At 70.7% G+C, this 26,130-nt stretch carries 26 protein-coding genes; 5 read left to right on the plus strand and 21 right to left on the minus strand.

What is annotated here, in order from left to right:
• Nucleotides 1–217: 217 nt before the first annotated feature.
• The 3 genes from ACWDEX_RS21840 to ACWDEX_RS21850 all read right to left on the minus strand — a co-directional run bounded on the left by ACWDEX_RS21840 (nt 218) and on the right by ACWDEX_RS21850 (nt 3,648).
• Nucleotides 218–1,111 (minus strand): slipin family protein, encoded by an 894-nt coding sequence (locus tag ACWDEX_RS21840; RefSeq protein WP_450465372.1) that lies wholly within the window; start codon nt 1,109–1,111, stop codon nt 218–220.
• A 162-nt stretch (nt 1,112–1,273) separates the two neighbouring features.
• A complete protein-coding gene (locus ACWDEX_RS21845) occupies nt 1,274–2,173 on the minus strand; it encodes a S1 family peptidase (RefSeq protein ID WP_450465373.1) in 900 nt (299 codons plus the stop codon).
• A gap of 227 nt (nt 2,174–2,400) precedes the next feature.
• On the minus strand, nt 2,401–3,648 hold the full coding sequence (locus ACWDEX_RS21850) for a DUF5685 family protein (protein WP_450465440.1): 1,248 nt from the start codon (nt 3,646–3,648) through the stop codon (nt 2,401–2,403).
• A gap of 299 nt (nt 3,649–3,947) precedes the next feature.
• Between ACWDEX_RS21850 and ACWDEX_RS21855 the strand changes: the two genes are divergently transcribed.
• On the plus strand, nt 3,948–4,385 hold the full coding sequence (locus ACWDEX_RS21855) for a cell division protein SepF (protein WP_450465374.1): 438 nt from the start codon (nt 3,948–3,950) through the stop codon (nt 4,383–4,385).
• A 39-nt stretch (nt 4,386–4,424) separates the two neighbouring features.
• Here ACWDEX_RS21855 and ACWDEX_RS21860 read toward each other — a convergent pair whose 3' ends face one another.
• Together ACWDEX_RS21860 and ACWDEX_RS21865 are read right to left on the minus strand one after the other, a co-directional pair.
• A complete protein-coding gene (locus tag ACWDEX_RS21860) occupies nt 4,425–5,615 on the minus strand; it encodes an acyl-CoA dehydrogenase family protein (RefSeq protein WP_450465375.1) in 1,191 nt (396 codons plus the stop codon).
• 155 nt (nt 5,616–5,770) lie between these two features.
• Nucleotides 5,771–7,405, minus strand: coding sequence for an MFS transporter (locus ACWDEX_RS21865; protein WP_450465376.1), 1,635 nt, complete (start codon nt 7,403–7,405; stop codon nt 5,771–5,773).
• A gap of 258 nt (nt 7,406–7,663) precedes the next feature.
• Between ACWDEX_RS21865 and ACWDEX_RS21870 the strand changes: the two genes are divergently transcribed.
• Complete coding sequence (locus ACWDEX_RS21870) at nt 7,664–8,830, plus strand: glycosyltransferase family 39 protein (protein ID WP_450465377.1); 1,167 nt, start codon at nt 7,664–7,666, stop codon at nt 8,828–8,830.
• A gap of 230 nt (nt 8,831–9,060) precedes the next feature.
• Complete coding sequence (locus ACWDEX_RS21875) at nt 9,061–10,074, plus strand: phosphatase PAP2 family protein (RefSeq protein WP_450465379.1); 1,014 nt, start codon at nt 9,061–9,063, stop codon at nt 10,072–10,074.
• 111 nt (nt 10,075–10,185) lie between these two features.
• On the opposite strand, the gene ACWDEX_RS21880 is transcribed toward ACWDEX_RS21875, so the two are convergent.
• Complete coding sequence (locus tag ACWDEX_RS21880; protein ID WP_450465380.1) at nt 10,186–10,401, minus strand: I78 family peptidase inhibitor; 216 nt, start codon at nt 10,399–10,401, stop codon at nt 10,186–10,188.
• A 489-nt stretch (nt 10,402–10,890) separates the two neighbouring features.
• Entirely contained in the window at nt 10,891–11,346 is a 456-nt protein-coding gene (locus tag ACWDEX_RS21885; protein WP_450465382.1) for a LysM peptidoglycan-binding domain-containing protein, read from the minus strand.
• A gap of 382 nt (nt 11,347–11,728) precedes the next feature.
• On the opposite strand from ACWDEX_RS21885, the gene ACWDEX_RS21890 reads away from it, so the two are divergent.
• Nucleotides 11,729–12,502, plus strand: a complete 774-nt coding sequence (locus tag ACWDEX_RS21890) for a hypothetical protein (protein ID WP_450465383.1) — start codon at nt 11,729–11,731, stop codon at nt 12,500–12,502.
• Between the two features lie 88 nt (nt 12,503–12,590).
• A complete protein-coding gene (locus ACWDEX_RS21895; protein WP_450465385.1) occupies nt 12,591–12,971 on the plus strand; it encodes a hypothetical protein in 381 nt (126 codons plus the stop codon).
• Nucleotides 12,972–13,034: 63 nt separating this feature from the next.
• Here ACWDEX_RS21895 and der read toward each other — a convergent pair whose 3' ends face one another.
• From der to ACWDEX_RS21965, 14 genes are all read right to left on the minus strand, one after another.
• Entirely contained in the window at nt 13,035–14,513 is a 1,479-nt protein-coding gene (der, locus tag ACWDEX_RS21900; protein WP_450465386.1) for a ribosome biogenesis GTPase Der, read from the minus strand.
• Nucleotides 14,514–14,586: 73 nt separating this feature from the next.
• Nucleotides 14,587–15,234 (minus strand): lysophospholipid acyltransferase family protein, encoded by a 648-nt coding sequence (locus ACWDEX_RS21905; protein WP_450465387.1) that lies wholly within the window; start codon nt 15,232–15,234, stop codon nt 14,587–14,589.
• The gene (gene cmk / locus ACWDEX_RS21910; RefSeq protein WP_450465388.1) at nt 15,231–15,926 is read right to left on the minus strand and encodes a (d)CMP kinase; all 696 of its coding nucleotides are present in this window, start codon (nt 15,924–15,926) and stop codon (nt 15,231–15,233) included. Before cmk ends, ACWDEX_RS21905 begins: the two co-directional genes overlap by 4 nt.
• A 151-nt stretch (nt 15,927–16,077) precedes the next feature.
• Nucleotides 16,078–17,172 (minus strand): prephenate dehydrogenase, encoded by a 1,095-nt coding sequence (locus ACWDEX_RS21915; RefSeq protein ID WP_450465389.1) that lies wholly within the window; start codon nt 17,170–17,172, stop codon nt 16,078–16,080.
• A complete protein-coding gene (aroH, locus tag ACWDEX_RS21920) occupies nt 17,169–17,531 on the minus strand; it encodes a chorismate mutase (RefSeq protein WP_450465390.1) in 363 nt (120 codons plus the stop codon). The genes ACWDEX_RS21915 and aroH overlap by 4 nt, the downstream gene beginning before the upstream one ends.
• A gap of 138 nt (nt 17,532–17,669) precedes the next feature.
• Nucleotides 17,670–18,692, minus strand: coding sequence for an ADP-ribosylglycohydrolase family protein (locus ACWDEX_RS21925; protein WP_450465391.1), 1,023 nt, complete (start codon nt 18,690–18,692; stop codon nt 17,670–17,672).
• Entirely contained in the window at nt 18,689–19,567 is an 879-nt protein-coding gene (locus ACWDEX_RS21930; protein ID WP_450465392.1) for an NUDIX hydrolase, read from the minus strand. The genes ACWDEX_RS21925 and ACWDEX_RS21930 overlap by 4 nt, the downstream gene beginning before the upstream one ends.
• Before the next feature lie 5 nt (nt 19,568–19,572).
• Complete coding sequence (locus tag ACWDEX_RS21935; protein ID WP_450465394.1) at nt 19,573–20,661, minus strand: AAA family ATPase; 1,089 nt, start codon at nt 20,659–20,661, stop codon at nt 19,573–19,575.
• Entirely contained in the window at nt 20,658–21,248 is a 591-nt protein-coding gene (gene pnuC, locus ACWDEX_RS21940) for a nicotinamide riboside transporter PnuC (protein ID WP_450465396.1), read from the minus strand. The genes ACWDEX_RS21935 and pnuC overlap by 4 nt, the downstream gene beginning before the upstream one ends.
• A gap of 153 nt (nt 21,249–21,401) precedes the next feature.
• Entirely contained in the window at nt 21,402–22,466 is a 1,065-nt protein-coding gene (locus tag ACWDEX_RS21945) for a pseudouridine synthase (protein WP_450465398.1), read from the minus strand.
• The gene (gene scpB, locus ACWDEX_RS21950; RefSeq protein ID WP_450465400.1) at nt 22,466–23,137 is read right to left on the minus strand and encodes an SMC-Scp complex subunit ScpB; all 672 of its coding nucleotides are present in this window, start codon (nt 23,135–23,137) and stop codon (nt 22,466–22,468) included. The genes ACWDEX_RS21945 and scpB overlap by 1 nt, the downstream gene beginning before the upstream one ends.
• A complete protein-coding gene (locus tag ACWDEX_RS21955; RefSeq protein WP_450465402.1) occupies nt 23,134–24,330 on the minus strand; it encodes a segregation/condensation protein A in 1,197 nt (398 codons plus the stop codon). Before ACWDEX_RS21955 ends, scpB begins: the two co-directional genes overlap by 4 nt.
• Nucleotides 24,331–24,350: 20 nt before the next feature.
• Entirely contained in the window at nt 24,351–24,920 is a 570-nt protein-coding gene (locus ACWDEX_RS21960; protein ID WP_450465404.1) for a hypothetical protein, read from the minus strand.
• On the minus strand, nt 24,905–26,038 hold the full coding sequence (locus tag ACWDEX_RS21965; protein ID WP_450465406.1) for a ParA family protein: 1,134 nt from the start codon (nt 26,036–26,038) through the stop codon (nt 24,905–24,907). Before ACWDEX_RS21965 ends, ACWDEX_RS21960 begins: the two co-directional genes overlap by 16 nt.
• Nucleotides 26,039–26,130 lie beyond the last annotated feature (92 nt).

Below are 26,130 nucleotides of genomic sequence, written 5' to 3' on the forward strand. Positions count from 1 at the left end.
CGTACGGGAACGGGGCGGCGCACCACAACAGCCACATCCGTACCCGACGTGCGGCGCCCACTATTCCGAGGTCGACAGGGCGCACACAAGGTCGACTTCAGGACGCTTGTCCATCAACGGGCCTACGTTCCCGATGAGATGACCCTGCCTGGTCGCACCGCGCTCCGTTCCCGTTGCAAACACTGACGGTTGGTCATCCATGCGCGGCCTGCGAGGTCTAGTCCTGTCCGGATTTCGTCCCCTCGAGGTCTTCATTCAGCGCGGGGACGGGCAGCGGGAGTTGCTCCTGCACCGATTGCTCGGCCGCCTGGGGCGCCGCCGGAGCCTGCCGCCGGGGCGCTTCCGCCACCGGCTGCTGCGCCCGCTCCAGGAACCGCAGCAGTTCCACCGGGAAGGGCAGGACGAGCGTGGAGTTCTTCTCGGCGGCGACCGCCACCACGGTCTGCAGCAGTCGCAGTTGCAGCGCGGCCGGGGACTCGGACATCTGCTGTGCCGCCTCCGCCAGCTTCTTGGAAGCCTGGAGTTCCGCGTCGGCGTTGATGACCCGGGCCCGCCGTTCCCGGTCGGCCTCGGCCTGCCGGGCCATGGAACGCTTCATGGTCTCCGGCAGCGACACGTCCTTGATCTCGACGCGGTCGATGGTGACGCCCCACTCCACGGCCGGGCTGTCGATCATCAACTCCAGCCCCTCGTTGAGCCTTTCGCGATTGGACAGCAGATCGTCCAGCTCGCTCTTGCCGATGATGGACCGCAGCGAGGTCTGCGCCATCTGCGAGACGGCGAACCGGTAGTCCTCGACCTGAACGATCGCGTCGGCCGGCGAGGTCACCTTGAAGTACACGACGGCATCCACGCGCACCGTGACGTTGTCCCGGGTGATGCCCTCCTGCGCGGGCACCGGCATCGTCACGATCTGCATGTTGACCTTGCGGAGCCGGTCGACGAAGGGCACGACCATCGTGAATCCGGGCCCGCGCACCTCGGGCCTGAGCCGCCCGAGGCGGAACACCACTCCCCGCTCGTACTGCTTGACGACCCTGGCCGCCGCCATCGCGTAGACGGCGCCGGCAGACGCGAGGGCCACTCCCGCCGCCACCAGTTCCTCGACCATGTCGGCCCCCCAGGGTCCGAAGTGGGCGTACTCAGGGGAGTTCGCACGCGTTCGCCGCGCGCACTTTTGACGGTAACTCCGGAATGTGAGCAAGAGCGAGCCCCCGTACGCAAGTTGCGTACGGGGGCTCGCCCACCGCTGGCTGCGGTAGGTGGCCGGTTGTCAGCCGACGCTCACGCCATAGTGGCTGAGGGCCGCGGTGACCGGCTGGAAGAAGGTCGTGCCACCGGAGGTGCAGTTGCCGCTGCCGCCGGAGGTCAGGCCGTAGGCCACGGATCCGCTGTAGAGGGGACCGCCGCTGTCGCCGCCCTCGGCACAGACCGTGGTCTGGATCATGCCGTAGACGATGCCGTCACTGCCGTAGTTGACGGTGGCGTTCAGTGCGGTGACCTTGCCGCTGTGCGTACCCGTGGTGGAGCCGCGCCGGTAGACGGTCGTACCGACGCTCGGGGTGGCGGCACTGGAGATGGTCTGGCTGCCGACCGCGCTCGGGTGCGCGATCGAGGAGTTGGTGTAGCGCACCAACGCGTAGTCGCTGCCGGGGAAGGTGTAGCCGACGTTCGTGCCGAGCACGGTGGTGTGACCGGAGTTGGAGTACCAGGTGGAGGCGACCTTCCCGCAGTGTCCGGCGGTCAGGAAGTAGTAGGTGCTTCCACTGTGCACGTTGAAGCCGAGCGAGCAGCGGTAGGCGCCGCCGTAGATGGCGTCGCCACCGGAGATCAGCTTGCTGAACCGGCCCGGCGTGTGCTTGATGGTGAGGGCGCCGGCATTGCTGCCCGCCGCCTTCTTGATCTTCGCGATGTCGGCCTGGGAGACCCTGCTGTCGACGGTGACGACCACGCGATGCGTGGCCGGGTCGACGGCCCAGGCGGTGCCCGCGACATCGGACTTGAGTACCGAGTCGCTCACACTGCTGAGCTGGGTCGCGCTGAAGGTCTGTGCGTCGCTCGCGTTCGCGGTGGGGACGGCGAACGCGGCCGCGGCCATGAAACCGGTGGCCACGGCGACAAGCCGGGTCCATCTCGCGGCCCTGGTTGTGGGGGTGGTGCGCTTGATCCTCACTTTTCGTTCCCTCCAAGGGAATTCGGGGGCCCACGTGGGGTTGGGGCCCGTGAGGCGCAGCCAGGGGCAGTAGGTCCGGATTCCGAACATGCCGTGCCCCTGACAAGCACTAGAGGGGAGTATTCGGGCGCGCGGCCGATCGGCGCAAGGGCACCTTTCGGCCGCGCATCACTCACCCCGTCGGTGCATCAGGCGGATTGAGGGGCAGCCGGGCAAACGGGCGTGGCTCAGCAGTCGCAGCCACAGTCACATCCGTCACCGCAGCTACAGCAGTTCCCGCAGCATTCACAGGCGTTGCCGCACCCGTCGCAGCAGTCGCAGCCGCCCTGGCACCAGCCCTCCCGCCGTTTCCGCGACCAGGGCCCCTCGAACTCGTCGGCGCAGCACACCTTGCACGTGCAGCACAGTCCGGCGGCGGCCGCGCACCCGGCCCACAGGCCCCGCCTGTCGGGGCGCGGTGGCTCGCCACCGAAGGGGTTCCCGTCGGGCGGACCCCCCGAGTCCTGGGGGTGCCGGGGTGGCGCGTAGGGGCCCTGCGGGCTGTACGGACCGCCCTGCTGCGGTGGACCGAAGGCGCCCTCGACGGCATGCCCGCATGACTCGGCCCCGAAAGCCCGGTCCACCGAGCGCCGCAGTTCGTGCACGAGCAGGACGTGCGCGAGCCGTCGGTCGGTGCCGTGTCCTTCGGAGGATCCCCCGGACCCCCAGGTGACGTCACGCAGCGCGAGCCGTATCCCGTGCAGGGCGTCATCGGCCAGGCGGCGGGCTTCCTCCAGCGACGTCCCGGTGTGGGTGAGCGGGTTCCAGGCACCCGACGCGGCGTCAGCCTCCTGGTCCTCCACGGCGTCCAGCAGATGCGCGAGCCGCCCGAAGAGCCGGCCGGCCTCTGCGAGCGGCTCGACGTTGCCGGGGCGCCCGGCCAGCACCGCCGTGTACGCGAAGGCGGCGGCGGTGGCGGTCTCGGTCGGCTCGGTCACGGTCAGGATCGGGGTGCCGGGCCCGGCGAGCGCCTCGATGCCGACCTGACGGTCCACGGCGTCCACGAGCACGGCGGTGTCGAAGCCGACGGCGGAGCCGGCGCGGGCTCCGGCCCTGCCCCAGCTCGTGGCGACCCGGCGCGCGGCGAGTGCCACCGGCTTGCGCGCCAACAGCCCGTCTCCGTCGGCCGCGTGGTCGCGCACCTTGGCGGATGCGAGTACCAGCGAGACGGCGGCCGCCAGTCGCGCCCCCTCGCCCCGCGCGACGGATGCGGTGCGCATACCGCGCAGCGGACAGGGACCCGCGGTGCGCCGCCATCCGGTGGTCCGCTTTGCCTGAGCCCCCGTCAGGACGGAGATGAGCAGCCCGTCGTAGTTCGTCACCACGCGGGCGAACTGCCCGTGGTCCTCGCGCAGCGCGAGGCACAGCCCGCACAGATGCGCCATCCACTGGGTTCCGAGATCCTCGCCCAGCCGGTGCCGACAAGGCCGTACCATCCCGAACACGACACTCCCCCGTGACTCGTGCGATGTTGAGCTGCGGCATCGTATCTGCCACCTCGTTCACCCGTACGCACGACCCGTCACCCATACGCCGCCGCAAATAATATTTCACTCTCAGTCAGCAGCCGTATACCGAACGCCCCTTGGGGGAAGCGGGCTCTCGACGGACGCGTTGTGCACCAGTACCGTCACGAATCCCCCGCGCGGCGTCTATCCGCTTGGCGCCACATCCGCATCATGGACGACCATGGGATCGCGTAAGGCTTGAAAGTCCGCTGTGAGAGGAGGCGTCCATGGGATCGGTGCGCAAGGCGAGTGCCTGGCTTGGCCTCGTCGACGACAACGATGACGAGCGTTACTACGACGACGACTACGCCGAGGGTCAGGAGCAGGGTGACGCCTGGGTGACCGACCCGCGCGTGCAGATCGCGCCCGACACAGGTCAGGACACGGGCCGCCGGATCGGCACGGTCACCCCGGACAGCTTCCGGGACGCCCGGATCATCGGCGAGCTCTTCCGGGACGGCGTCCCCGTCATCATGAACCTCACGAACATGGAGGGGGCCGACGCCAAGCGCGTGGTGGACTTCGCGGCCGGCCTGATCTTCGGCCTGCACGGCTCGATCGACCGCGTCTCCACCCGGGTCTTCCTGCTGACTCCCGCGAACACGGAGATCGTCAGCGGCGACACCGCAGGCCGGCGGAGCGACGGCTTCTTCAACCAGAGCTGAGGCAGGGCCGCTCACCGGCCCTGCCCGCTTCGGGTCCGGTCAGCGGAAGGCGTCGAGCCCGGTGAGCGCCTTGCCGAGCACGAGCTGGTGCATCTCGACGGTGCCCTCGTAGGTGAGCACCGACTCCAGATTGGTGGCGTGCCGCATCACGGGGTACTCCAGTGAGATCCCGTTGGCGCCGAGGATGGTGCGCGCGGTGCGGCAGATCTCGATGGCCTCACGCACGTTGTTGAGCTTGCCGAAGCTGACCTGTTCGGGACGCAGTCGTCCCGCGTCCATGCGCCGCCCCAGATGGTGGGCGAGCAGGATCCCCTTGTGCAGTTCGACCGCCATGTCGGCGAGCTTGGCCTGGGTCAGCTGGAACCCGCCGATGGGCCTGCCGAACTGTTCCCTGGTCTTCGCGTACTCGACAGCCGCCTCGAAACACGACCGGGCGGCCCCCATCGCCCCCCACACGATCCCGTACCGGGCGTGGGAGAGACAGGTGAGCGGCCCCTTGAGCCCGACGACGCCCGGCAGTACGGCGTCGGAGGGCACCCGCACGTCGTCGAGAACCAGCTCACTGGTGACGGACGCCCGCAGTGACCACTTGTGCTTGATCTCGGGGGCGGCGAACCCGGGACGGTCGGTGGGGACGACGAACCCGCGGATCCCCTCGTCGGTGCGCGCCCACACGACGGCGACGCCTGCGACCGACCCATTGGTGATCCACATCTTGCGGCCGTTCAGCACCCAGTCGGACCCGTCACGCTTGGCGTACGTGCGCAGCGCGGACGGGTCGGAGCCATGGTCGGGCTCGGTGAGCCCGAAGCATCCGATGACATCGCCGGCGGCCATACGGGGCAGCCACTGCTGCTTCTGCTCCTCGCTCCCGAACCGGTGGATCGCGTACATGGCCAGTGATCCCTGCACGGAGACGAGGGACCGGATCCCGGAGTCGGCGGCCTCCAACTCCAGGCAGGCGAGCCCGTACTGCACGGCGCCGGCCCCGGCACACCCGTACCCGCTCAGCGACATCCCGAGGGCGCCGATCCGGCCCAGCTCCCGGGCGAGCTCACGGATCTGAGGCAGTTCGCCCCGCTCGTACCAGTCGGCGACGTTCGGCAGCACACGCTCCGCCGCCCAGGCCCGCACGGTGTCACGAATGGCGAGATCCTCGGCATCCAGCAGGTCGTCGATCCCGAGCGGATCGGCGGGGTCGAAGGGCGGCAACGTCGAGGACGCGGACATGGACAGCCTCCGTGACACTGAAAACTAGCAGCGCTAACCAAGGGACGTGGCCGACGCTACGGGGCGCCGTACTGTGCGTCCAGTATCGGGGCGGCGATCGCGGGGCAGAGGTGCGCCAGGGCCGTCGGCGTGCGCCGCGCGGAAGGGTGGGGCGGCTACGCCGAGACGGGTGAGTCCGTGGCCTTGCCGGGGGCTTCCTGGGGGGCCTCCCGGGGCGCCGGGACCACGTTCATCGGGCCCGCCGCGGGCGGCTCGCAGTTCATGACTCGCGGCAACCGGAGCGCCATCACCGCTCCCAGCAGCAACAGCGCCGCGCTGACCAGCAGCGTCACATGCAGCCCGTGCACGAAGGACTCCCGGGCGGCGTGACGCAGGGCCGCGCCGCGCGTGCCGCCGAGGCGGTCGGCAACGTCGTAAGCCTCCCCCAGCGAATGGGTGGCGGCCGCGGAAGCCGACGCCGGAACACCCGGCACCGACGACAGGCCGGGCGCGTACGCGGCGTTCATCACGCTGCCCAGCAGCGCGATCCCGATGCCCGCGCCCAGCTGGTACGAGGTCTCCCCGACCGCCGCCGCCCCGCCGGCCTGGGTCTGCGGCGCCTCGCTCAGCATCGACTCGTACGCCCCGAAGAGCGTCGTCTCCAGCCCGAAGCCCAGCAGGACGAAACCGGACAACAGCAGCCCCGGGTTGTCGTGCCCGCCCATCGCGGTCAGCGCGGTCACCGCTCCGGCTGTGAGGCAGAAGCCGAAGACGACCATGCGCCGCGGGCCGAAGCGCTGCAGCATGTTCCGGCCGGCCAGCCCCGCCGCCATCGCCGCGAACGTCAGCGGCAGCAGGCGCAGACCCGTCTGCAGCGGGGAAAGACGCAGGACCAGCTGCAGATACTGCGCCGCGATCAGTTCGAGACCGACCAGCGCCAGCATGGCCAGCACGATGCACCCCACCGAGGTGCTGAACGCCGGCCGTGCGAACATCCGCAGGTCGACGAGCGGGTGCGCGCGGCGGCGCTGACGGCGTACGAACGCGACCAGCAGGGCCGCACCCGCCAGCAGCAACAGCAGCGTCCACAGGCCGAACGGCGCCTCGCCACCGAGCCGCTTCACGCCCAGGACCACGACGAAGAGACCGGCCGCCGCCATCAGCGCACCGACCACGTCCCACGGGCCGTCGCCCTCGCCCCTCGACTCCGGCAGCAGCAGCCGCCCGACCGGCAGGCTGACCAGCATCAGCGGGATGTTGATGAGGAAGACCGAGCCCCACCAGAAGTGCTCCAGCAGGAAGCCGCCCAGCAGCGGTCCGACCGCCGCGCCCACCGCGGCCACCGCGCTCCAGATGCCGATCGCCAGCGCCCGCTCGCGCCGGTCGGGGAAGACGTGCCGCAGGATGGACAGGGTCGCGGGCATGATCATCGCGCCGCCCACGCCGAGCAGGGCCCGTGCCGCGATCAGCACATGCGCGTCCTGGGCGAGGGCCGCGACACCGGAGGCCACACCGAAGAGGGCGTATCCGGCGAGCAGGACCCGTCTGCGGCCGATCCGGTCGCCCAGCGTGCCGAAGAGGATCAGCAGCGAGGCGCAGACGAGTGGATAGGCGTCGACGATCCAGAGCAGTTCTATCGCGCCCGGCTTGAGGTCCTCGGTGACGGCGGGCACGGCGACGTGCAGCACGGTGGCGTCGACGGCGACGAGCAGCAGGCTCACGCAGAGGACCACGAGGACGACCCAGCGGCGCGCACCGTCCCCGGTCTCCCGACGGCGCGACGCAAGGGCAGCCGTGGTCGTCCCGGACATGTACGTACCTCCCAGATGGTCCCTCGCTTCGGCGGATCCACGGGATGGGGACTTGCCCGCGGCTGCGGCCGGGAGGAGCGGTTCTCCCATGGCCCACGCAACAATGCGAGTGATCCGCAAGCGTACGCGAGTTCTGATGGCCGTCGCGTGGCGGACCTCTCATGTGCGGCGGGAAGGGGGTGTGGCATACAACACGCCCCCCTGCGCCAATACGCCGAGGAACATCTCGGGTTCCCTTGAACGTCGATAATCGAGCGCGTGACCGATCTTGAAACGTGCCTGGCGCCGCCTCGCACCGGCGCCGTGCACCGGGCCGCCCCCGCCCTGGCCGGGTACGCGGCGGTCCGCGCCGTGGGCCTCGTCGCGCTCGCGCTGTGGAGCGCGGCGCGGGGCACGAGCGCACACACCCTGCTGACCGCCCGCTGGGACTCGCTCTGGTACACCCGGATCGCCGAGCTCGGCTACGGCTACGAGGTCCGCCTCCCGAACGGCGACGTGCACTCGAATCTCGCGTTCTTCCCGCTGCTGCCCTGGCTGGAGCGGGTGGGCGCGGCGCTGACCCCACTGTCGTACCCCGACGCGGGCCTCCTCGTCGCCACGCTCGCCTCTCTCGCCGCGGCCTGGGGGATCTTCGCCGTGGCGGAGCATGTGTACGACCGTCGCGTCGGCGTCTGTGCGGTTCTGCTGTGGGCGGTGCTGCCGGTCGGGATCGTGCAGTCGATGGCGTACAGCGAGTCCCTGTTCACGGCACTGGCCGCCTGGTCGTTGTACGCGGTCCTGACGGGCCGGTGGGTGACGGCGGGCGTGCTCGCCTCGCTGGCGGGGCTGACCCGGCCGGTGGGGGCGGCCGTCGTCGCGGCCGTGTGGGCGGCCGCCCTCGCCTCGTACCTACGGGACCGGCGCACACACCCGACGACCGGCGCGCCGCCCCTTCGTCACGCCGTCGGTATGCTCCTCGCTCCCCTCGGTGCCGCCGGCTACGTCCTCTGGGTCGGCCACCGCACCGGCAAGGGCCCCCTCGGCTATCTGGACGTCCAGGCCGGCTGGCGGAACGGCTTCGACGGCGGCTATGCCTTCGCCCGCTTCGTCGCCGACAAGTTCACATCCTTTCCGTCGGCTCTGGCCGGCGTCGGGCTGATCGTCGGGGTCGCGCTGATCGTCTGGTTGTACGTGGTGTGCGTACGGCAGCGCCAACCGCTGCCGTTGCTCGTGTACACAGGTGTGGTCACCGCACTCGCCCTGTGCGCGTCAAGCTACTTCGGTTCGAAACCGCGCCTGCTACTGCCCGCCTTCCCCCTTTTGCTGCCCCTCGCCCGAGCCCTTGCCCGGGTGCGTCCTTCCAGGTCGGCGACGGTTCTCGGCGCTGTCGGGGCCGCGTCGGCCCTCTACGGGGCGTTCTGGCTGAACGGCTCCGGTCCGCCGTGATCCACTTCACCGGGACAGGTGAGCGGCCGGATAATTCCACCCCGGCATTCGGCGAACGAATTAATAAAATGCGCGAGCCCAGAGCCCATGGTGAATTGAACGCCGGTACCACACCGTTGCCGAATTCCCAGAAATCACCCTGTTGTTGAGAGGAATCCCACATCACATCGTCATCACAAATCCGGTGATTCGGCCGGGCGCGCTGCTCACCGGCTGTAACGTCGATTGACGTGTGTACCGAACCAAAGCTGAGCCGTCTGGACCGGGTGTTCGCCCGGTTGGACCGTGAGCCGGAACGACCGGCCCACATTGATGTGCCCAGGATGAGCCGGCACCGAGTGGTTCTCTTCTCGGCGACTCTGGCCTTCTACGCGGCGATCGTGTGGGCCGTGGTCGTCTCCTCCTGGCTGGTCCGGCTCGACTGGCAGGTCATGTTCTTCCGGCCCTACCAGCAGTGGCCGCAGATCCACGCGTTCCTCGACTACTACGTGGTCCTGGGCCAGCGCGGCCCGACCGCGGTGATGGTCGCGGCCTGGCTGGGCTGGCGCTCCTGGCGGCAGCACACCCTGCGCCCGCTGCTCTCGCTGGGCGCGGCGCTCCTCCTGCTGAACGCCACGGTGGGTGCCGCCAAGTACGGCATGGGCCGCCTCGGGCCGCACTACGCGACCGTCATCGGATCGAACGAGATGTGGAGCGGCGGCGATATATTTCCCTCCGGCCACACCGCGAACGCCGTGGTGACCTGGGGCATCCTGGCCTATCTGGCCTCGACGCCGCGGGCCAGGCGGTGGCTGTCCGCGCTCTCCGCGGTGACCTCCCTCGGCGTCGGCCTGACCACGGTCTACCTCGGTACGCACTGGCTGAGCGACGTGCTCCTCGGCTGGGCCGCGGGGCTGCTCATCCTGCTGGCGCTGCCCTGGTTCGAGCCGCTGATCGCCCGCGCGGAGACGGGCATCTTCGCCCTGCGGGACCGTTGGCGCAGCCGCCGTGCCGTCCCGGGACCGGTCCCGGTCGGCACGCCCACACCGGTCGCCCTCCCGCGCGTGGCCGTGGACAAGGACGTGCAGGCCCGGGAGCAGGTGGCCGCCACCCGTACGCCCCGGTCACCCGTCTACCTCGCTCCTGGCCCGCACACGGCCCGTTCGGAGCGCACTCCGGTCACGCCTGCGGGCAGCCGACGGCCGCCGCACTCGGACCGGGTGTCGCGCGGCACCGCGTCGGCCCGGCCCGTGGCGGGCGGCTGAGCGACCGACACGCGGGTCCCGGTACACACCGCCTCCCCGCCCGCCCACCGAAGGCCCCGGCTCGCCCGAGCCGGGGCTTTCGACGCGACCGGTCACCTGTGCGTCGCCGGGTCAGCCCTTCCAGCAGCGCCTGACACGGGCATTCTCGACCTCGAAGTTCAGCCGTCCGGGGCGGTACTCCATGGTGATGATCGCGCCCGGCGGCAGCGAGCGGACCGTGGTCCAGCCGCGCTCACGGGCGAGCCGCTCGGCTCGGTGCACATCCAGGCCGACATACGTCTCCGGGGGATCCTCGGGTTCTGCGCCGGGGGTGGGAATGGGTGCCATGCCGCCACGTTAGGCCGCGGACCCCGGCCACGGAAGTCGGGGCTCGTCTCCCGGGCCGGCCATCCCCCTCCGTCACGCTTCTGTCACAGATTCACGACACCCGTTTCGCCCCAACGGAGTCACACGTACGAGGGGTTCCGCATGTGTCGCACACCTCCTCGAACGTAATTCGGGACCGGCTTTCGGACGGTCCGACGGGGCTCCGGATAACCCTGCGGAAATGACCGCGATCGGTTCACTCCTTTCCTTTCCATTCCGATTCCGGGATGCCCCGCACTGCCGGGTTCCACATAAGGAGCGCACGACTTCGGCACAGAATCCCCGTACACCCTTGCCGGAACGCGGGTCGGCGGCCGCATCCTGGTGCGAGCCCGCGGAACAGCCGGACCCCGGGCTCCAGCAGAGCCCGTCGCCCAGCCCGTTCGGGAGCCAAGGACAGCCGGTCCGGGTCGTGTTGGGCATCCCTACCGTCCCGGCGGTTCGGCGGGATCAGGCACCTTGGACGTCGAGCCGCTGACCGGGCATGATCAGGCCGGGATCACCGCCGATGACCGCCCTGTTGCGGACGTACAGCCGCTGCCAGGTGCTCCCGTGCCGCTCGGCGATGCCGCTGAGGGTGTCGTCGCTGCGGACGGTGTAGTCGCCGTGTGCGGCCCGACGGCCGGTGTGTCCGGTCGAGCGCTCCGGCGCCTTCGACCGCTGCTTCGGCGAGGCCGACCGAGTGCTGGCGGGCGCCGGGGACGGGCGTGTGGCCGCCGCTGTGCCGGACGCGGCGGGCGCGCCACCGTAGTTTTCCCCTCCAAGGCCCCGGGATCCCCCAAGGCGGGGCGCGTCGGCCCGCGTGTGGGACGCGGTCGTCGCGCCGCCCCGTCCGCCGGAGATGGTGCTGCGCGCCGATGCTGCGGCGCGGCCGGTGGACGTACCCGGGCGGTGCTCGTTGCACACGGCGGAGGAAAGTAGGCAGGCCGACGGTTCGGTATCAATCAACGCCTTGTCGTTCCAGGCCAGTTGTCTGTTACCGGGGGTATCGGCGGTTTCCGGACACCCATTTCATTCACTGATTTCCGGATATATCAACCGGCCACACCATCGGCGCGTGAGTCACTCCATGAAGTCAACTTCCGTCAGTGATCGTCCAGTTGACGTTGAGTAACCGATTCCGCAGGCAACTTCACCCTGCGCTTCTGATGGTTCGGCTCCGTTCTTTTCCAAGCGTGACTCCGGCCACAGATCGCCCGTTGTCATCTTCATGAGCCCGGGGACCCCCGGGCTCATGGGCCGGGAGCCACCCGGCACCGTCACGCACCGCATCCCGAGGGAGCCACCCGTGCCGCGCATGCTCGACGTCAGCGACGCCGTACGCGCCGAGATCGGCGACGAAGAAGCCGACCGGCTGCTCGCCGGAGAGAACGCCCCGGGCAGTTACGACTGCACCTCCTGCCGCACCCCGGGCGACTCCGTGCTGGAGCGCACCAGCACCGTCCTGTTCATCGGCGAGGAGACCGCCGTCCTCGCCTTCGCCCACGCCACCTGTCTGCCCTCCCAGGTCGTCCAGGTCACCGAGGAGCAACTGCAGGGCGCCGTCCGCTCCATCACCGCCGAACAGGGGCCCGCCAGGGGCGTGCCCGAGCAGGCGGTGCTGGGCGTCACCAGTGGCCTCGTCCTGATCGCCGGGGATTTGTATCCGGCGCTCGTCGTGGAGCCGACCGCGCCCATCGTGCGCCCGGGCACGGTCGGCATCGGTGACGACTTCCTGACCCTGCTCATCGAGCAGGGATTCATGCCGCTGACCACGACCGAGTCGATGCCGCCCGTGCTGCACGGCTGGTCGGTCCTGCTCGCGATGGGCCAGCTGCACGCCGTGCTGCAGCCCGGGCCGAACGGCGGACAGCCGGTGGCCTGGTGGCAGGCGCACCAGCCGCTGCACGTCACCGACGGGTGGCGCGCGGCCGCCAACAAGCACCAGCAGGTACTGATGTTCGCGGCGCCGGTGGGTTCGATCGGCCGCCAGCCGCGGGAGGACCTGCTGCGCGATGCGCTGGACAAGGCGGCGGCGAACGGAATGCTGGTGGCCGCCGCCCTGCCGCTGGCGGGTACCTGAGCGTTCGCCGAAAGCGGTTCCCGGCCGCGAGCCGCCGAAGCGGCCTAATCGACCGCATCTCTTGGGCGGCGGGGTCGTTGGCCCTTACGTGCACGCATATGACGTCCCCCGCCGCCAGTCCTATTCACCGATCCCCTCCGGGCCAGCGGCCCAGGACGGCGCACAGGCCACGCCGATCTACGACGCGCTCTACGACGAGTACGTCAAGTCCTTCCGGGCGTTCCCGGGCGATCGCAGCGGCGAGGAGGACCTGGGCTTCATCGCCTTCAACCTCCCGCACCACAGGGGCTCGTACGGCACCGGGACGTATGGAACAGGCCACGGCGTCCCCCAGCACGCGACCGGGCATCTGGCCCCCCAGCACGGCCACACGCCCACCCAGTCCTCCGTCTGGCAGCGAGTGGGGCAGCACATCGGGGGGACGCATCACGTTCCCGCGCTGCCGCCCGCGCCGCGCCAGGGACGCTGAGCAAAACCCGTAAGGGGCGGCTCCGTCATGGAGACCGCCCCTTACGCGTGGCGCGGGTGCGCCCTACTTCTTCTTGCCGCGCTTCTCGCGCACGCGCACGGAGATGTGGATCGGCGCTCCGTCGAAGCCGAACTCCTCACGCAGCCGCCGCTCGATGAACCGGCGGTAGCCCGCCTCGATGAAGCCGGAGGCGAAGAGCACGAACCGCGGGGGCTTGGTGCCCGCCTGGGTGCCGAAGAGGATGCGCGGCTGCTTGCCACCGCGGACCGGGTGCGGATGTGCGGCGACCAGCTCACCGAGGAAGGCGTTGAGCCGCCCCGTCGGCACCCGCGTCTCCCAGCCCGCCAGGGCGGTCTCGATCGCCGGGACCAGCTTCTCCATGTGCCGTCCGGTGCGCGCCGAGACGTTCACCCGCGGTGCCCAGGTGACCTGGGCGAGCTCGGTCTCGATCTCCCGCTCCAGGTAGTAGCGGCGCTCCTCGTCGAGGGTGTCCCACTTGTTGAAGGCGAGGACGAGTGCGCGGCCCGCCTCCACGGCCATGCTGATGATGCGCTGGTCCTGGACCGAGATGGTCTCGGAGCCGTCGATCAGCACGACGGCGACCTCGGCCTTCTCGACGGCCGCCGCGGTGCGCAGCGAGGCGTAGTAGTCGGCGCCCTGCTGGAGGTGGACCCGCTTGCGGATGCCGGCCGTGTCGACGAACTTCCAGGTCTTGCCGCCGAGTTCGATCAGCTCGTCGACCGGGTCGCGGGTGGTTCCGGCGAGTTCGTTGACGACGACGCGCTCCTCGCCCGCGACCTTGTTCAGCAGCGAGGACTTGCCGACGTTCGGGCGGCCGATCAGGGCGACGCGACGCGGACCGCCGAGGGCGGTACCGAAGGACTGTGCGGGGGCCTCGGGCAGCGCCTCCAGGACGGCGTCCAGCATGTCGCCGGTGCCACGGCCGTGGAGGGCCGAGACGGGGTGCGGCTCGCCGAGGCCGAGGCTCCACAGGTACGCCGCGTCGGCCTCGCCGCTCGGGCCGTCGACCTTGTTGGCACACAGCACCACGGGCTTGCCGGCCTTGCGCAGCAGTCGTACGACCGCTTCGTCGGTGTCGGTGGCACCGACCTTGGCGTCGACGACGAAGACGACCGCGTCGGCCGCCTCGATCGCGTACTCGGCCTGCGCGGCCACGGAGGCGTCGATACCGAGGACGTCCTGCTCCCAGCCGCCGGTGTCGACGACCTTGAAGCGGCGGCCCGCCCACTCCGCCTCGTAGGTCACACGGTCGCGGGTGACCCCGGGCTTGTCCTCGACGACTGCCTCACGACGGCCGATGATGCGGTTCACCAGGGTCGACTTGCCGACATTGGGGCGGCCGACGACGGCGAGGACGGGCAGCGGGCCGTGTCCGGCCGCTTCGATGGCGCCCTCGACGTCCTCGATGTCGAAGCCCTCTTCCGCGGCGAGCTCCATGAACTCCGCGTACTCGGCATCGCCGAGCGCCCCGTGCTCGTACTCGTGCTCGGCCGAGCCGTCGGGCTGGATCTGGTCGTTCATGAAGTCCGTACCTCGTTCATCGTGGTGATCGGTGGGGCACCGCTCCTACGGTGATCCACTACTCAAGTGTCGCCTAGCGCCCGGTGAAGCGCCTGGCGTTTTCCAGGTGCGCGGTGAGCTGCTTCTGGATGCGCCCGGTCGCCTCGTCCAGCGCCTTGCGCGTACGCCGCCCACTGCCGTCGCCCGCCTCGAACGGGTCGCCGAAGACGACGTCGATACGGCTGCGCAGCGGAGGCAACCCTTGTATCAACCGTCCGTGCCTCTCGGAACTTCCCAGCACGGCGACCGGCACGATCGGGGCTCCGCCGCGCACCGCGAAGTAGGCGAGCCCGGCACGCAGCGAGGCGAAGTCGCCCTCGCCGCGGGTGCCCTCGGGGAAGATCCCGAGGACTCCCCCGTTCTTGAGCACGCCCAGCGCCCGGGTCACGGCCGTCCGGTCGGTGGTCGCCCGGTCCACCTCCAGCTGCCCGATGCCGCGCAGGAAGGGGTCGAGGGGGCCGACGAACGCCTCTTTCTTGATCAGGAAGTGCGTCGGCCTCGGCGCCACGCCCATCACCATCGGGCCGTCGATGACGTGGGAGTGGTTGACCGCGAGGATGACCGGACCGGTCGCCGGAACCTTCCAGGCGCCCAGGACGCGCGGCTTGAACAGCCCGTACATCAGGGGGACGCCGATGCGCCGCCCGACCTCGGCGCTCCGTGCCGAAGGAGCCTCGGTCACTTTCCGGCCCGCTTCTCCTCGACGAGGGTGACGACGCACTCGATGACCTGCTTGAGGGTGAGGTCGGTGGTGTCCACCTCGACCGCGTCGTCCGCCTTCGCCAGCGGGGACGTCTTGCGGTTGGAGTCGGCCGCGTCCCGCTTGATCAGCGCCTCGCGGGTGGCGTTGACGTCCACGCCCTTCAGCTCGCCACTGCGGCGGGCGGCGCGCGCCTCCGGAGAGGCGGTGAGGAAGATCTTCAGGTCGGCGTCCGGCAGTACGGTCGTGCCGATGTCACGGCCCTCGACGACGATCCCGTTCTCCGCGGAGGCGGCGAGGGAGCGCTGCAGTTCGGTGATCCGGGCCCGCACCTCGGGCACCGCGCTGACCGCGCTGACCTTGGAGGTGACCTCCTGGGTGCGGATCGGGCCGGAGACGTCCGTGCCGTCCACGGTGATGGTGGGCGCGGCCGGGTCCGTGCCGGAGACGATCTCCGGCTTGCCCGCCACCGCCGCGACCGCCCAGGGGTCCGCTATGTCAATGCCGTTGTTCACCATCCACCAGGTGATCGCCCGGTACTGGGCCCCGGTGTCCAGGTAGCTCAGCCCGAGCTGCGCGGCCACGGCCTTCGAGGTGCTGGACTTGCCCGTGCCGGAGGGGCCGTCAATGGCGACAATCACTGCCGGGGCGGTCCGGGCGGCGCCGTTTTCCACGGTGGAGACACCTTCCTGGTGCGGGGTGGTGGATGTGGGCGGGACGCACTGGCGCCCCGCACAAGGTTACTGGCTCGCCGGACCCGGTATGACTGGCGGACGGCCGGACCTGCCGTCACCCGGCGCCGGCCCGGCTCAGGCAGCCCCCGGTTCACTGCCGGATCGCCCAGCCCCGCTCCCGCAGCGCCGCCGTCAGCACGGGCGCCGCCTGAGGCTCCACGGTGAGCTGGACCAGACCCGCCTGCTGTCCCGTCGCGTGCTCGATGCGTACGTCCTCGATGTTGACGCCCGCCATGCCCGCGTCCGCGAAAATGCGGGCCAGCTGACCCGGCTGGTCGTCGATCAGTACCGCCACGACCTCGTAGACCCGCGGAGCGGTGCCGTGCTTGCCGGGCACCCGGACCTGGCCGGCGTTGCCGCGGCGCAGCACGTTCTCGACCCCGGCGGTGCCCTCACGTCGCTTGGCGTCGTCGGAGGACTGGAGTGCGCGCAGGGCCCGTACCGTCTCGTCCAGGTCGGCGGACACCGCGGAGAGCAGGTCGGCGACCGGGCCCGGATTCGCGGACAGGATGTCGATCCACATCCGGGGGTCGGACGCCGCGATGCGCGTCACGTCCCGGATGCCCTGACCGCACAGTCGGACGGCCGTCTCCTCCGCGTGCTCCAGGCGTGCGGCGACCATGCTGGAGACCAGGTGGGGCATGTGGGAGACGAGCGCGACGGCACGGTCGTGGGCGTCGGCGTCCATGACCACGGGCACGGCACGGCAGTGCGAGACCAGCTCCAGGGCGAGGTTCAGCACCTCGGTGTCCGTCTCCCGCGTCGGGGTCAGCACCCAGGGGCGCCCCTCGAAGAGGTCCCCGCTGGCCGCCAGCGGCCCGGACTTCTCGCGGCCGGACATGGGGTGTGTGCCGATGTACTTCGACAGGAGGACCGGGTCGAGGCCGAGCGCCTCCAGTTCGCGGCGCGGGCCGCCCTTGACGCTGGCCACGTCGAGATAGCCGCGCCCGAGGCCGCGCCGCATGGCGTCGGCGAGCGCGGTGGCCACATACGCGGGCGGGGCCGCGACGATCACCAGGTCGACGGGTCCCTCGGGCGCCTTGTCGGTGCCGGCGCCGAGCGCGGCGGCCGTACGGGCCTGCTCGGGGTCGTGGTCGGCGAGGTGCACGGTGACCCCGCGCGCGGCGAGCGCCAGGGCCGCCGACGTGCCGATCAGCCCCGTGCCGATGACGAGTGCGGTCCTCACTGGGCGATGTCCTTGCGGAGGGCGGCCGCGGCGCCGAGGTAGACGTGCGCGATGTCGGCGCGCGGCTTGTCGGACTCGATGTGGGCGAGGACGCGGACGATCCGGGGCATGGCGCCCTCGACGTCCAGTTCCTGCGCGCAGATCAGGGGCACGTCGACGATGCCCAGCTTGCGGGCCGCGGCCGCCGGGAAGTCGCTGTGGAGGTCGGGCGTGGCGGTGAACCAGATGCTGATCAGGTCGTCGGCGGTGAGGTCGTTGCGTTCCAGGACGGCGGTCAGCAGGGCGCCGACCTGCTCCTCCATGTGCCCGGCCTCGTCCCGTTCGAGTTGGACAGCGCCCCGGACCGCTCGTACCGCCACGGTGATGCTCCTCGCTGGTTCTCCGGCTGGCCTATGGAAGCCTCTGATCGCACCAGCCTAGTCAGCCCGGGGACGCAGGTGCGCGGCGCCCGCCTGCCGAGACGCGGGCCGCTGCCGCGCGCCGGTCACGGAAACCGCTCACGCGTCCCAGAGCGCCCCGAGCGCCTGCAGCTCGCCCGCGTACTCGATCCGGTCCGCCCACTCCCGCGGCCACACCTCGTCGCCGAGGTGGGCACCCGCGAAGGCGCCCGTCAGGCAGGCGATCGAGTCGGAGTCGCCACGGGTGCAGGCGGCCCGGCGCAGGGCGGTGACGGGTTCGTCGGGGAAGAACAGGAAGCACAGCAGACCGGTGGCGAACGCCTCCTCAGCGATCCATCCCTCGCCGGTCGCCAGACATGGGTCGGTCTCCGGCGATGCGGTCCCTACGGCCGTCCGGACGCGTTCGAGGACCGCCAGGCACTCGTCCCAGCCGCGCGCGATGAAGTGCTCCGGCGTGGGGTCCTGGGCGTGGGCCCACAGATCGCCGAGCCACCGCTCGTGGTAGCGGCTGCGGTTCTCGTGCGCGTACGCCCGCAGCAGTTCCAGCAGACCCGTCGGTTCAGCGCCCTGCGCGAGCAGACGTATGGCGTGTGCGGTGAGGTCGGACGCGGCGAGCGCCGTGGGGTGGCCATGGGTGAGCGCGGCCTGCAACTGGGCTGCTCCGGCCCGCTGTTCATCGCTCAGCCCCGGTACGAGCCCGACGGGTGCCACCCGCATGTTGGCCCCGCAGCCCTTGGAGCCGATCTGGCTGGCCTGCTGCCAGGGACGCTTCTCGTCCTTCAGCAGGTTGCAGGCGAGCAGGCAGGTCCGGCCGGGCGCTCGGTTGTTGTCGGGCGACTGGTACCAGTCGACGAACTCCTCGCGTACCGGCCGCTCCATCCGCTTCGGCGCCAGAACCCCGCGATCCATGGCCGTGCGCAGTCCGCGCCCGAGCGCCAGCGTCATCTGCGTGTCGTCGGTGACGATCGCCGGCCTCGGCAGCTCCATCTCCCGCCAGGGCCCGAGCTTGGCGACGATGGACGGCACGTCGTTGAACTCGGTCGGGAAGCCGAGCGCGTCGCCCAGAGCGAGCCCGATCAGGGCTCCGGTGGCGGCACGTTTGACGAGGGCCGGGGTGGTCATGAGGACCGTCCTTCCGTGACGGGGCGGAGCAGGGGCGGGTACAGAGCGGTGGCGCCGCCCGCGCGGTAGAGGGCGGCGGGTTTGCCCCGGCCGCCGGTCAGCCGGACGGCGCCCGGAACCTGCTCGACGAAGCCCGGGGTGGCGAGGACCTTGCGCCGGAAGTTGGGCCGGTCGAGGGCGGTGCCCCACACGGACTCGTAGACCTGCTGCAGCTCGCCGAGGGTGAACTCGGGCGGGCAGAACGAGGTGGCGAGGCAGGTGTACTCCAGCTTGGCGCAGACGCGGTCGTGAGCGTCCGCAAGGATGCGGTCGTGGTCGAAGGCGAGCGGGCCTGGTGCTGCAGCAGGCAACGTCTGCCCGTGAAGGGGCGGCGTAAACGTTGCCTGCTGCGGCACCAGACCGTCGTACGGCAGCCAGCGCGCGTGCGCCGCGTCACCGCCGCCGCGTGGCTCGAGCGAGGCGAGCTGGGGGTCCTCCCGGACGGAGTCCGGGGGAGGGTCGGGGACGAGCGCGGCGAACGCGACGGAGACCACGCGCATCCGCGGGTCGCGGTCGGGGTCGCTGTACGTGCGCAGTTGTTCCAGATGCAGGCCGACAACGGGCCTGTCGGCCCCGCCCGGGGCCGCGACGAGGCCGGTCTCCTCGGCGAGTTCGCGGCGCGCGGCGGTCTCGGCGGACTCGTCGGGCAGGACGAAGCCGCCGGGGAGCGCCCAGTGGCCCGCGTAGGGCTCCTGGCCGCGTTGGATCAGCAGGACGTGCAGCGCACCCGCGCGGACCGTGAAGACGGCGAGGTCGACAGTGACGGCGAAGGGTTCGAAGGCGTACTTGTCGTAGCCGTCCATACCGTTCTCGTGCCCCCGTGGTGCTTGCGCCATGCCGTTCATCTCCGCTCCGGGAGCGGGTCGGCGAGGTCCCAGCCATTGGCGAGCAGCGCGTCCACGGCGGCTACTGCGGTCGCGAGCCGTTCCTCGTGCGATCCGGTCAGCGTGATGAACCTCCGTCCGGTGCGCGTGAGTTCGTCGCGGAAGCGTGCGGTCATCCAGGGCCGCAGCTCCTCGCCGTCGCGCAGCCCGTCGTCCTCGAAGGGCACGCCTTCGTGGTCGGTGAGCAGCCACAGGTCGTGGCCGACCCGGTCGGCGATCTCCTCGACCCGGGGATTGCGCCCGCCCACGTAGCGCTCGTGCCAGACGGTGGTGGCGAAGGAGTCGGTGTCACAGAAGAGGACGGGTGAGCCGTTGCGGGCGTACCGGTTCTCGCGTCGGTTCTGCCGCTCGGCGATCACCGGGAACTCGTCGGAGCCGAACTTCACGTCCTCCCACTGCGCCTGCGGCCGGTCGACGCGCAGCGCGGCGAGCTTCTCCTCGCTGTAGTCGCGCCCGCACTCGGGGACCCAGCGGGTCGCCGCCCATGCCCCCCCGCGCCGCTGATAGTGCTCGGCGAGGGCGCGGGCCATGGTGGTGGTCCCGGTGGATTCGGCGCCGAGCACGACGACGCGGCGGGTGAGCCAGGCGCGGACGGGCTCGGCGAGCTGATCCCAGTACGCGACCGGGTCCTTACGGACGGCGGTGCCGGACACCGGGAAGGCGGTGCGGTCCAGGTCGACGCAGACGTGCCGCGCGTCGAAGCGGCGGGCGAGTTCGTCGCCGTAGCCCTCCGAGGTGAAGACGGCGTCGACAGGGATGGGCCAGTAGCTCACGCCCTCCCGGAAGATCGCCATGTGTGCGTCCCAGATCGCGGGGTCGTGCAGGTCCATCGGGACGTCGTCGACAACGCCCCGGACCCGGGCCGTGTCATGGACCTCTGCCATCCAGCGGACGCGTTCGGGCAGCGGTACGGACTCCACGGACGCGGCGCACACCAGAACGGTGAGGTGGTCACAGTGTTCGAGCGCGCTGCGCACGAGGTGGTGATGGCCGGCGTGCGGTGGATAGAACTTGCCGAGCACGAGCCCGTGCCTGAAGCGCTTCACGCGGCCGCCTCCATCGGTCGTGGCGCGCCGAGTTCGCGCCGCCAGCCGCGTAGCCCCACGAGGCACAGGGCCAGGAACCCGGCGTACAGCAGCGAGGTCAGATAGAGGTCCTTGTAGGCGTACAGGGGGATGTAGACCAGATCGGCGGCGATCCACAGCCACCAGGACTCCACGAGCTTCTTGCACTGGCCGTACGTCGCCATCAGGGACAGCGCGGTCGTCACGGCGTCCCACACGGGGACGGTCGAGTCGGTGGCCCGGTCGAGGAGGGCCGTGAGGGCGAAGGTGCCCACCGCCCCCGCCGCGAGCAGCCATGCCCATTCGGTGCGGCTGGTGCGCCGTACCGGCAGGGTGTCGGAACCGGGACCACCCCCGTGGGCCCAGGTCCACCAGCCGTACCCGGCGAGGGCGATGAAGACCAGTTGGAGACCGGCGTCCGCGTACAGGCCCGACTGTGTGAACAGCACGATGAAGAACACGTTGTTCGCGATGCCGATCGGCCAGTTGGCGATGTGCTGGCGGGCCACGAGCCAGACACAGAGCGCGCCGCTCGCGAACCCGAGCATTTCCTCAGGACTCACACCCACCCCACCCCTTTAACAGTCAGTTCGACTATAAAGAAGGGAGTGGGATCCCACAACCCGCGGTGCGGTGCGGATTCTTCGGGAAGAGAAACGGAATCGGCCGGTCCTGGAACCAGGACCGGCCGATGCACGGGCTCGAGATGCCGAAAGGCGAACTCAGAGGTCGACCTCGCGCATGAGCATGCCGACCTCCGTGTTCGACAGCCGACGCAGCCAGCCCGACTTCTGGTCGCCGAGGGTGATCGGACCGAAGGCGGTGCGCACCAGCTTGTCGACGGGGAAGCCGGCCTCGGCGAGCATGCGGCGCACGATGTGCTTGCGACCCTCGTGCAAGGTCACCTCGACGAGGTAGTTCTTGCCGGTCTGCTCGACCACCCGGAAGTGGTCCGCGCGCGCGTAACCGTCCTCGAGCTGGATGCCGTCCTTGAGGCGCTTGCCCAGGTCGCGCGGGATCGGGCCCACGATGGCCGCCAGGTAGGTCTTCTTGACGCCGTACTTCGGGTGGGTCAGCCGGTGGGCCAGCTCACCGTGGTTGGTGAGCAGGATGACACCCTCGGTCTCGGTGTCGAGCCGGCCGACGTGGAAGAGCCGCGTCTCACGGTTGGTGACGTAGTCGCCGAGGCACTGACGGCCCTCCGGGTCCTCCATGGTGGAGACGACACCGGCCGGCTTGTTGAGCGAGAAGAACTGGTACGACTGCGTGGCCACGGTCAGCCCGTCGACCTTGATCTCGTCCTTCTCGGGATCGACCCGCAGACCCTGCTCGAGGACGATCTCGCCGTTGACCTCGACCCTGGCCTGGTCGACCAGCTCCTCGCAGGCCCGCCGGGAGCCGTAGCCGGCCCGCGCGAGCACCTTCTGCAGCCGCTCGCCCTCCTGCTCGGCGCCCGGGAAGGTCTTGGGCAGCTTGACGTCCTTCTTGCCCGCGTACCGCTCGCGGTTGCGCTCCTCGGCGCGCGCCTCGTACTCACGGGAGCGCGCGGGCGCCGTACGGCCTCCGCGCTGCTGGGACGGCCTGGGGCCGCCCTTGGCGCCACCACGCGCGCTCGCGCCGCGCCCGGACTTGGGGCCGTCCTGGGAGGCGCCGGGGCCCACGTCGTAGCGGCGCTCCTCGGGGCGGGGCTTGCGGGGGCGGCCCTGCCCCTGCTTCTGGTCCCTGTTGTTGCCGGCACCGCGGTAGTTACCGCGCCCGCCGCTCTTGCCGCTGCCGCTGCTTCGCATCAAAGTTCCGTCGTCGTGTTCGTCGTGTGATCGTCGTCTGCGACCGGAGCATCGGGAGCATCCGGGTCGAACGACAGTACGCCCTCCTGGGTCTCGGCCTCGATCGCCTCCGCCTCCGGGAGGAAGGGCGCGAGTTCCGGGAGCTCGTCCAGGCCGCGCAGGCCCATCCGCTCCAGGAAGTAGTTCGTCGTCCTGTACAGGATCGCACCTGTTTCGGGTTCCGTGCCCGCCTCCTCGACCAGACCGCGCTGGAAGAGGGTGCGCATGACACCGTCGCAGTTCACTCCGCGGACCGCCGAGACGCGGCTGCGGCTGACCGGCTGGCGGTACGCGACCACCGCGAGAGTCTCCAGGGCGGCCTGGGTGAGCCGGGCCTGCTGCCCGTCGAGCACGAAGCGCTCCACGGCGGGGGCGTAGGCGGCTCGGGTGTAGAAGCGCCAGCCGCCCGCGACGAACCGCAGCTCGAACCCGCGCCCTTGCACGGTGTAGTCGTCGGCGAGCTCGCGCAGGGTGTCGGCGATCTGCCGCCGGGGCCGCTCCAGGATCTTCGCGAGGTGCTCCTCGGTGGCGGGCTCGTCCACGACCATGAGGACGGCCTCCAGGGCGGGCTTGAGGTCGAGGCCGGACACGGCACTCGGGCCGGGCGGAACCTCGGCGGTCTCCTCGCTCACACCTTCTCCTGTGGTGTCGTGCCGTTCTCGGCCAGTGCCCCGGCAGGCAATGTCTGCTGGGGCACTGGGTCCTCGGGCGGCCGGTCGAACTCGTCCGTGACCATCGGTGTCCCGTCGCCGTCCCCGCCGGTCCAGCGCACCAACAGTTCACCGAGGGCGGTCTCCTGCTCCAGTGCCACGGCCTTCTCGCGGTACAGCTCGAGCAGCGCGAGGAAGCGTGCGACGACCGTGAGGGTGTCGCCCGTGTCCTGGACGAGCACGCGGAAGCTGGTCTCGCCGAGTTCGCGTAGCCGGGCGACCACGATCCCCGCCTGCTCCTGTACGGACACCAGCGGGGCGTGAATGTGCTCGACGTACACCTGCGGTTCGGGCCTGGGCTGCATCGCCTTGACGGCGAGCCTGGCGAACCCCTCCGGGCCGATGCTGATGGCGACCTCGGGCAACAGGTCGGCGTGGTGGGGTTCGAGGCCGACGGTGCGGGGGTAGCGCCGGGCCTCGTCCTCGGTCCGCCGGTTGAAGATCTCGGCGATCTGTTTGTACGCACGGTACTGCAGCAGCCGCGCGAAGAGCAGGTCCCGGGCTTCGAGCAGCGCGAGGTCGGCCTCGTCCTCGACCGTGGCGACGGGCAGCAGCCGCGCGGCCTTGAGATCGAGCAGGGTCGCGGCGACGACGAGAAACTCGGTCGTCTGGTCGAGGTCCCAGTCCGGCCCCATGGCCCGGATGTGCGCCATGAACTCGTCGGTCACCGTGGACAGGGCGACCTCGGTGACGTCGAGCTTGTGCTTCGCGATCAGTTGGAGGAGAAGGTCGAACGGCCCCTCGAAGTTGGCGAGCCGGACCTTGAAGACACCGTCACCGGGCTCCGGCTCCTCCGGGGACTCCGCACGGGAGCCGGTGCCCTCGGCCGCCGGGACCTCCGGCTCGACATCAGCCGGCTCGGCATTTCCGTCGGCGGGCGCCTCGGCCGCCGGCTCGCCGCCCGGAAGAACGACGGCCGCCTCGGGCCCCTCGAACGCGGCTTGCGGATCGGGCTCGACCCCAGGCCCCAGGTCGTCGGGCCGGTGACCGCCGACCGGTGATTCACTCTCGGCCGCGGGTGGAGCAGGCCGGGTCGCGGTCCCGGGCCCACGTCCCAGCGCACGCCGACGGCCCAAGGAGCCGGTGGCGGGAACGGAGCCGTCGTACGAGGTCATGGCCGTCGAAGGCTACCTGCTTACCGCCCGCGAAGCCGACGTACGAGGATGCTCGCGTCCCCCCGGGACTCCAGATCCGCCAGCACCACGGCAACCGCCTCGCGCACGATCCGTCCGCGGTCGACCGCGAGCCCGTGCTCGCCCCGGAGCACGAGGCGGGCGTGCTCCAGGTCCATCAGTTCCTCCGCGGAGACGTACACGGTGATCTTCTCGTCGTGCCGTTCCCGCCCACTGGGCCGCCGCCCGGCCGCACGCCCCCGCTTGCGCGGCTGGGCCGTGGAAGAACCGGCAGACCCTTCCTGCGCCGCCTGGCGCCGTGCGGGCCGCTCCGCGGCGGCTCGCATGCGGGACTCCCCCGCCTCCGCCTCCGCGGCGTCCGCCGCGGCGTGCTCGTCGCCCTCCCCGTCGCCGCCCTGTGCGGGCACCGCCGACGGGGCGTCCTCCGCGGCCGTCACATCGCTCTCGCCCGCGGGAGCCGGCACCCGGGCCTCGCCGTTGGCCTGGCGCCTGGGGGTGGACGCCTGGAGCGCCATTCCCCCGGTGGTACGGAACAGTTCGTCGGCCCCCGGCAGACTCACTCGGCGTGACACCGGGCGAGCACCTCCCTGGCGAGCTGGCGGTAGGCGGCGGCACCGACGGAGTTGGAGGCGTACGTGGTGATCGGCTCACCGGCGACCGTGGTCTCCGGGAAGCGCACGGTCCGGCCGATCACCGTGTGGTAGACGTGGTCGTCGAACGCCTCGACGACCCGCGCGAGAACCTCACGGCTGTGCACGGTCCGGGAGTCGTACATCGTGGCGAGGATGCCGTCGAGCTCCAGCTCCGGGTTGAGCCGCTCCTGGACCTTCTCGATGGTCTCGGTGAGCAGCGCGACACCGCGCAGGGCGAAGAACTCGCACTCCAGCGGCACGATCACCTTGTGCGCCGCAGTGAGCGCGTTCACGGTGAGCAGGCCGAGCGAGGGCTGGCAGTCGATCACGATGTAGTCGTAGTCGGGCAGCAGCGGCTTGAGGGCGCGCTGGAGCGTCGACTCGCGTGCGACCTCCGACACCAGCTGGACCTCGGCCGCCGACAGGTCGATGTTGCTCGGCAGCAGATCCATGTTCGGGACGGCGGTCTTCAGCAGGACCTCGTCCGCGGACATGCCGCGTTCCATGAGCAGGTTGTAGACGGTGAGGTCGAGCTCCATGGGGTTGACGCCGAGGCCCACCGACAGCGCGCCCTGCGGGTCGAAGTCGACGAGCAGCACCCGGCGCCCGTACTCCGCGAGCGCGGCGCCCAGGTTGATGGTCGACGTCGTCTTGCCGACGCCGCCCTTCTGGTTGCACATCGCGATGATCTTCGCGGGGCCGTGATCGGTCAGCGGACCCGGGATCGGGAAGTACGGCAGCGGGCGTCCGGTCGGGCCGATGCGCTCACGGCGCTGACGGGCAGCGTCGGGCGCGAGCGTCGCCGCGTACTCGGGGTCGGGCTCGTATTCGGCGTCGGGATCGTAGAAGTGCCCGTCGGGCAGCTCGTCGTAGTCGGCGAAGTTGTTGTGGACCCCGCCTCTCCCGTTGCCGGCCATGGCGTTCACGTGTGGGCCATCCATGCTCTGGTGTGCTGTCGGAGCCAGCTGCGGGCTCTGGCTCTGGTGGGCTGCGAAGGTACGGACAGCGACGGAGCCGACAGCCTCGAGCCCCGTGGGGCCCGTGACCCGCGCAGGCATTCCTGGTTGGCCACCCCCGGGAGCAAATGTCGACTCATTCACAAGTCGTCTTACCTCCTTGGTGACCAGGAAACTTCTAGATAGGTCAGCGT

This window comes from Streptomyces sp. NPDC001020 (genome assembly GCF_053599115.1).

What these genes read in the sequence shown, in the direction of transcription:
- ACWDEX_RS21840 (WP_450465372.1), bottom strand. Translation starts at nt 1,111, where the DNA reads ATGGTCGAGGAACTGGTGGCGGCGGGAGTGGCCCTCGCGTCTGCCGGC.
- ACWDEX_RS21850 (WP_450465440.1), bottom strand. Translation starts at nt 3,648, where the DNA reads ATGGTACGGCCTTGTCGGCACCGGCTGGGCGAGGATCTCGGAACCCAG.
- ACWDEX_RS21855 (WP_450465374.1), top strand. Translation starts at nt 3,948, where the DNA reads ATGGGATCGGTGCGCAAGGCGAGTGCCTGGCTTGGCCTCGTCGACGAC.
- ACWDEX_RS21860 (WP_450465375.1), bottom strand. Translation starts at nt 5,615, where the DNA reads ATGTCCGCGTCCTCGACGTTGCCGCCCTTCGACCCCGCCGATCCGCTC.
- ACWDEX_RS21865 (WP_450465376.1), bottom strand. Translation starts at nt 7,405, where the DNA reads ATGTCCGGGACGACCACGGCTGCCCTTGCGTCGCGCCGTCGGGAGACC.
- ACWDEX_RS21880 (WP_450465380.1), bottom strand. Translation starts at nt 10,401, where the DNA reads ATGGCACCCATTCCCACCCCCGGCGCAGAACCCGAGGATCCCCCGGAG.
- der (WP_450465386.1), bottom strand. Translation starts at nt 14,513, where the DNA reads ATGAACGACCAGATCCAGCCCGACGGCTCGGCCGAGCACGAGTACGAG.
- ACWDEX_RS21925 (WP_450465391.1), bottom strand. Translation starts at nt 18,692, where the DNA reads ATGACCACCCCGGCCCTCGTCAAACGTGCCGCCACCGGAGCCCTGATC.
- ACWDEX_RS21930 (WP_450465392.1), bottom strand. Translation starts at nt 19,567, where the DNA reads ATGGCGCAAGCACCACGGGGGCACGAGAACGGTATGGACGGCTACGAC.
- ACWDEX_RS21945 (WP_450465398.1), bottom strand. Translation starts at nt 22,466, where the DNA reads ATGCGAAGCAGCGGCAGCGGCAAGAGCGGCGGGCGCGGTAACTACCGC.
- ACWDEX_RS21955 (WP_450465402.1), bottom strand. Translation starts at nt 24,330, where the DNA reads ATGACCTCGTACGACGGCTCCGTTCCCGCCACCGGCTCCTTGGGCCGT.
- ACWDEX_RS21965 (WP_450465406.1), bottom strand. Translation starts at nt 26,038, where the DNA reads ATGCCTGCGCGGGTCACGGGCCCCACGGGGCTCGAGGCTGTCGGCTCC.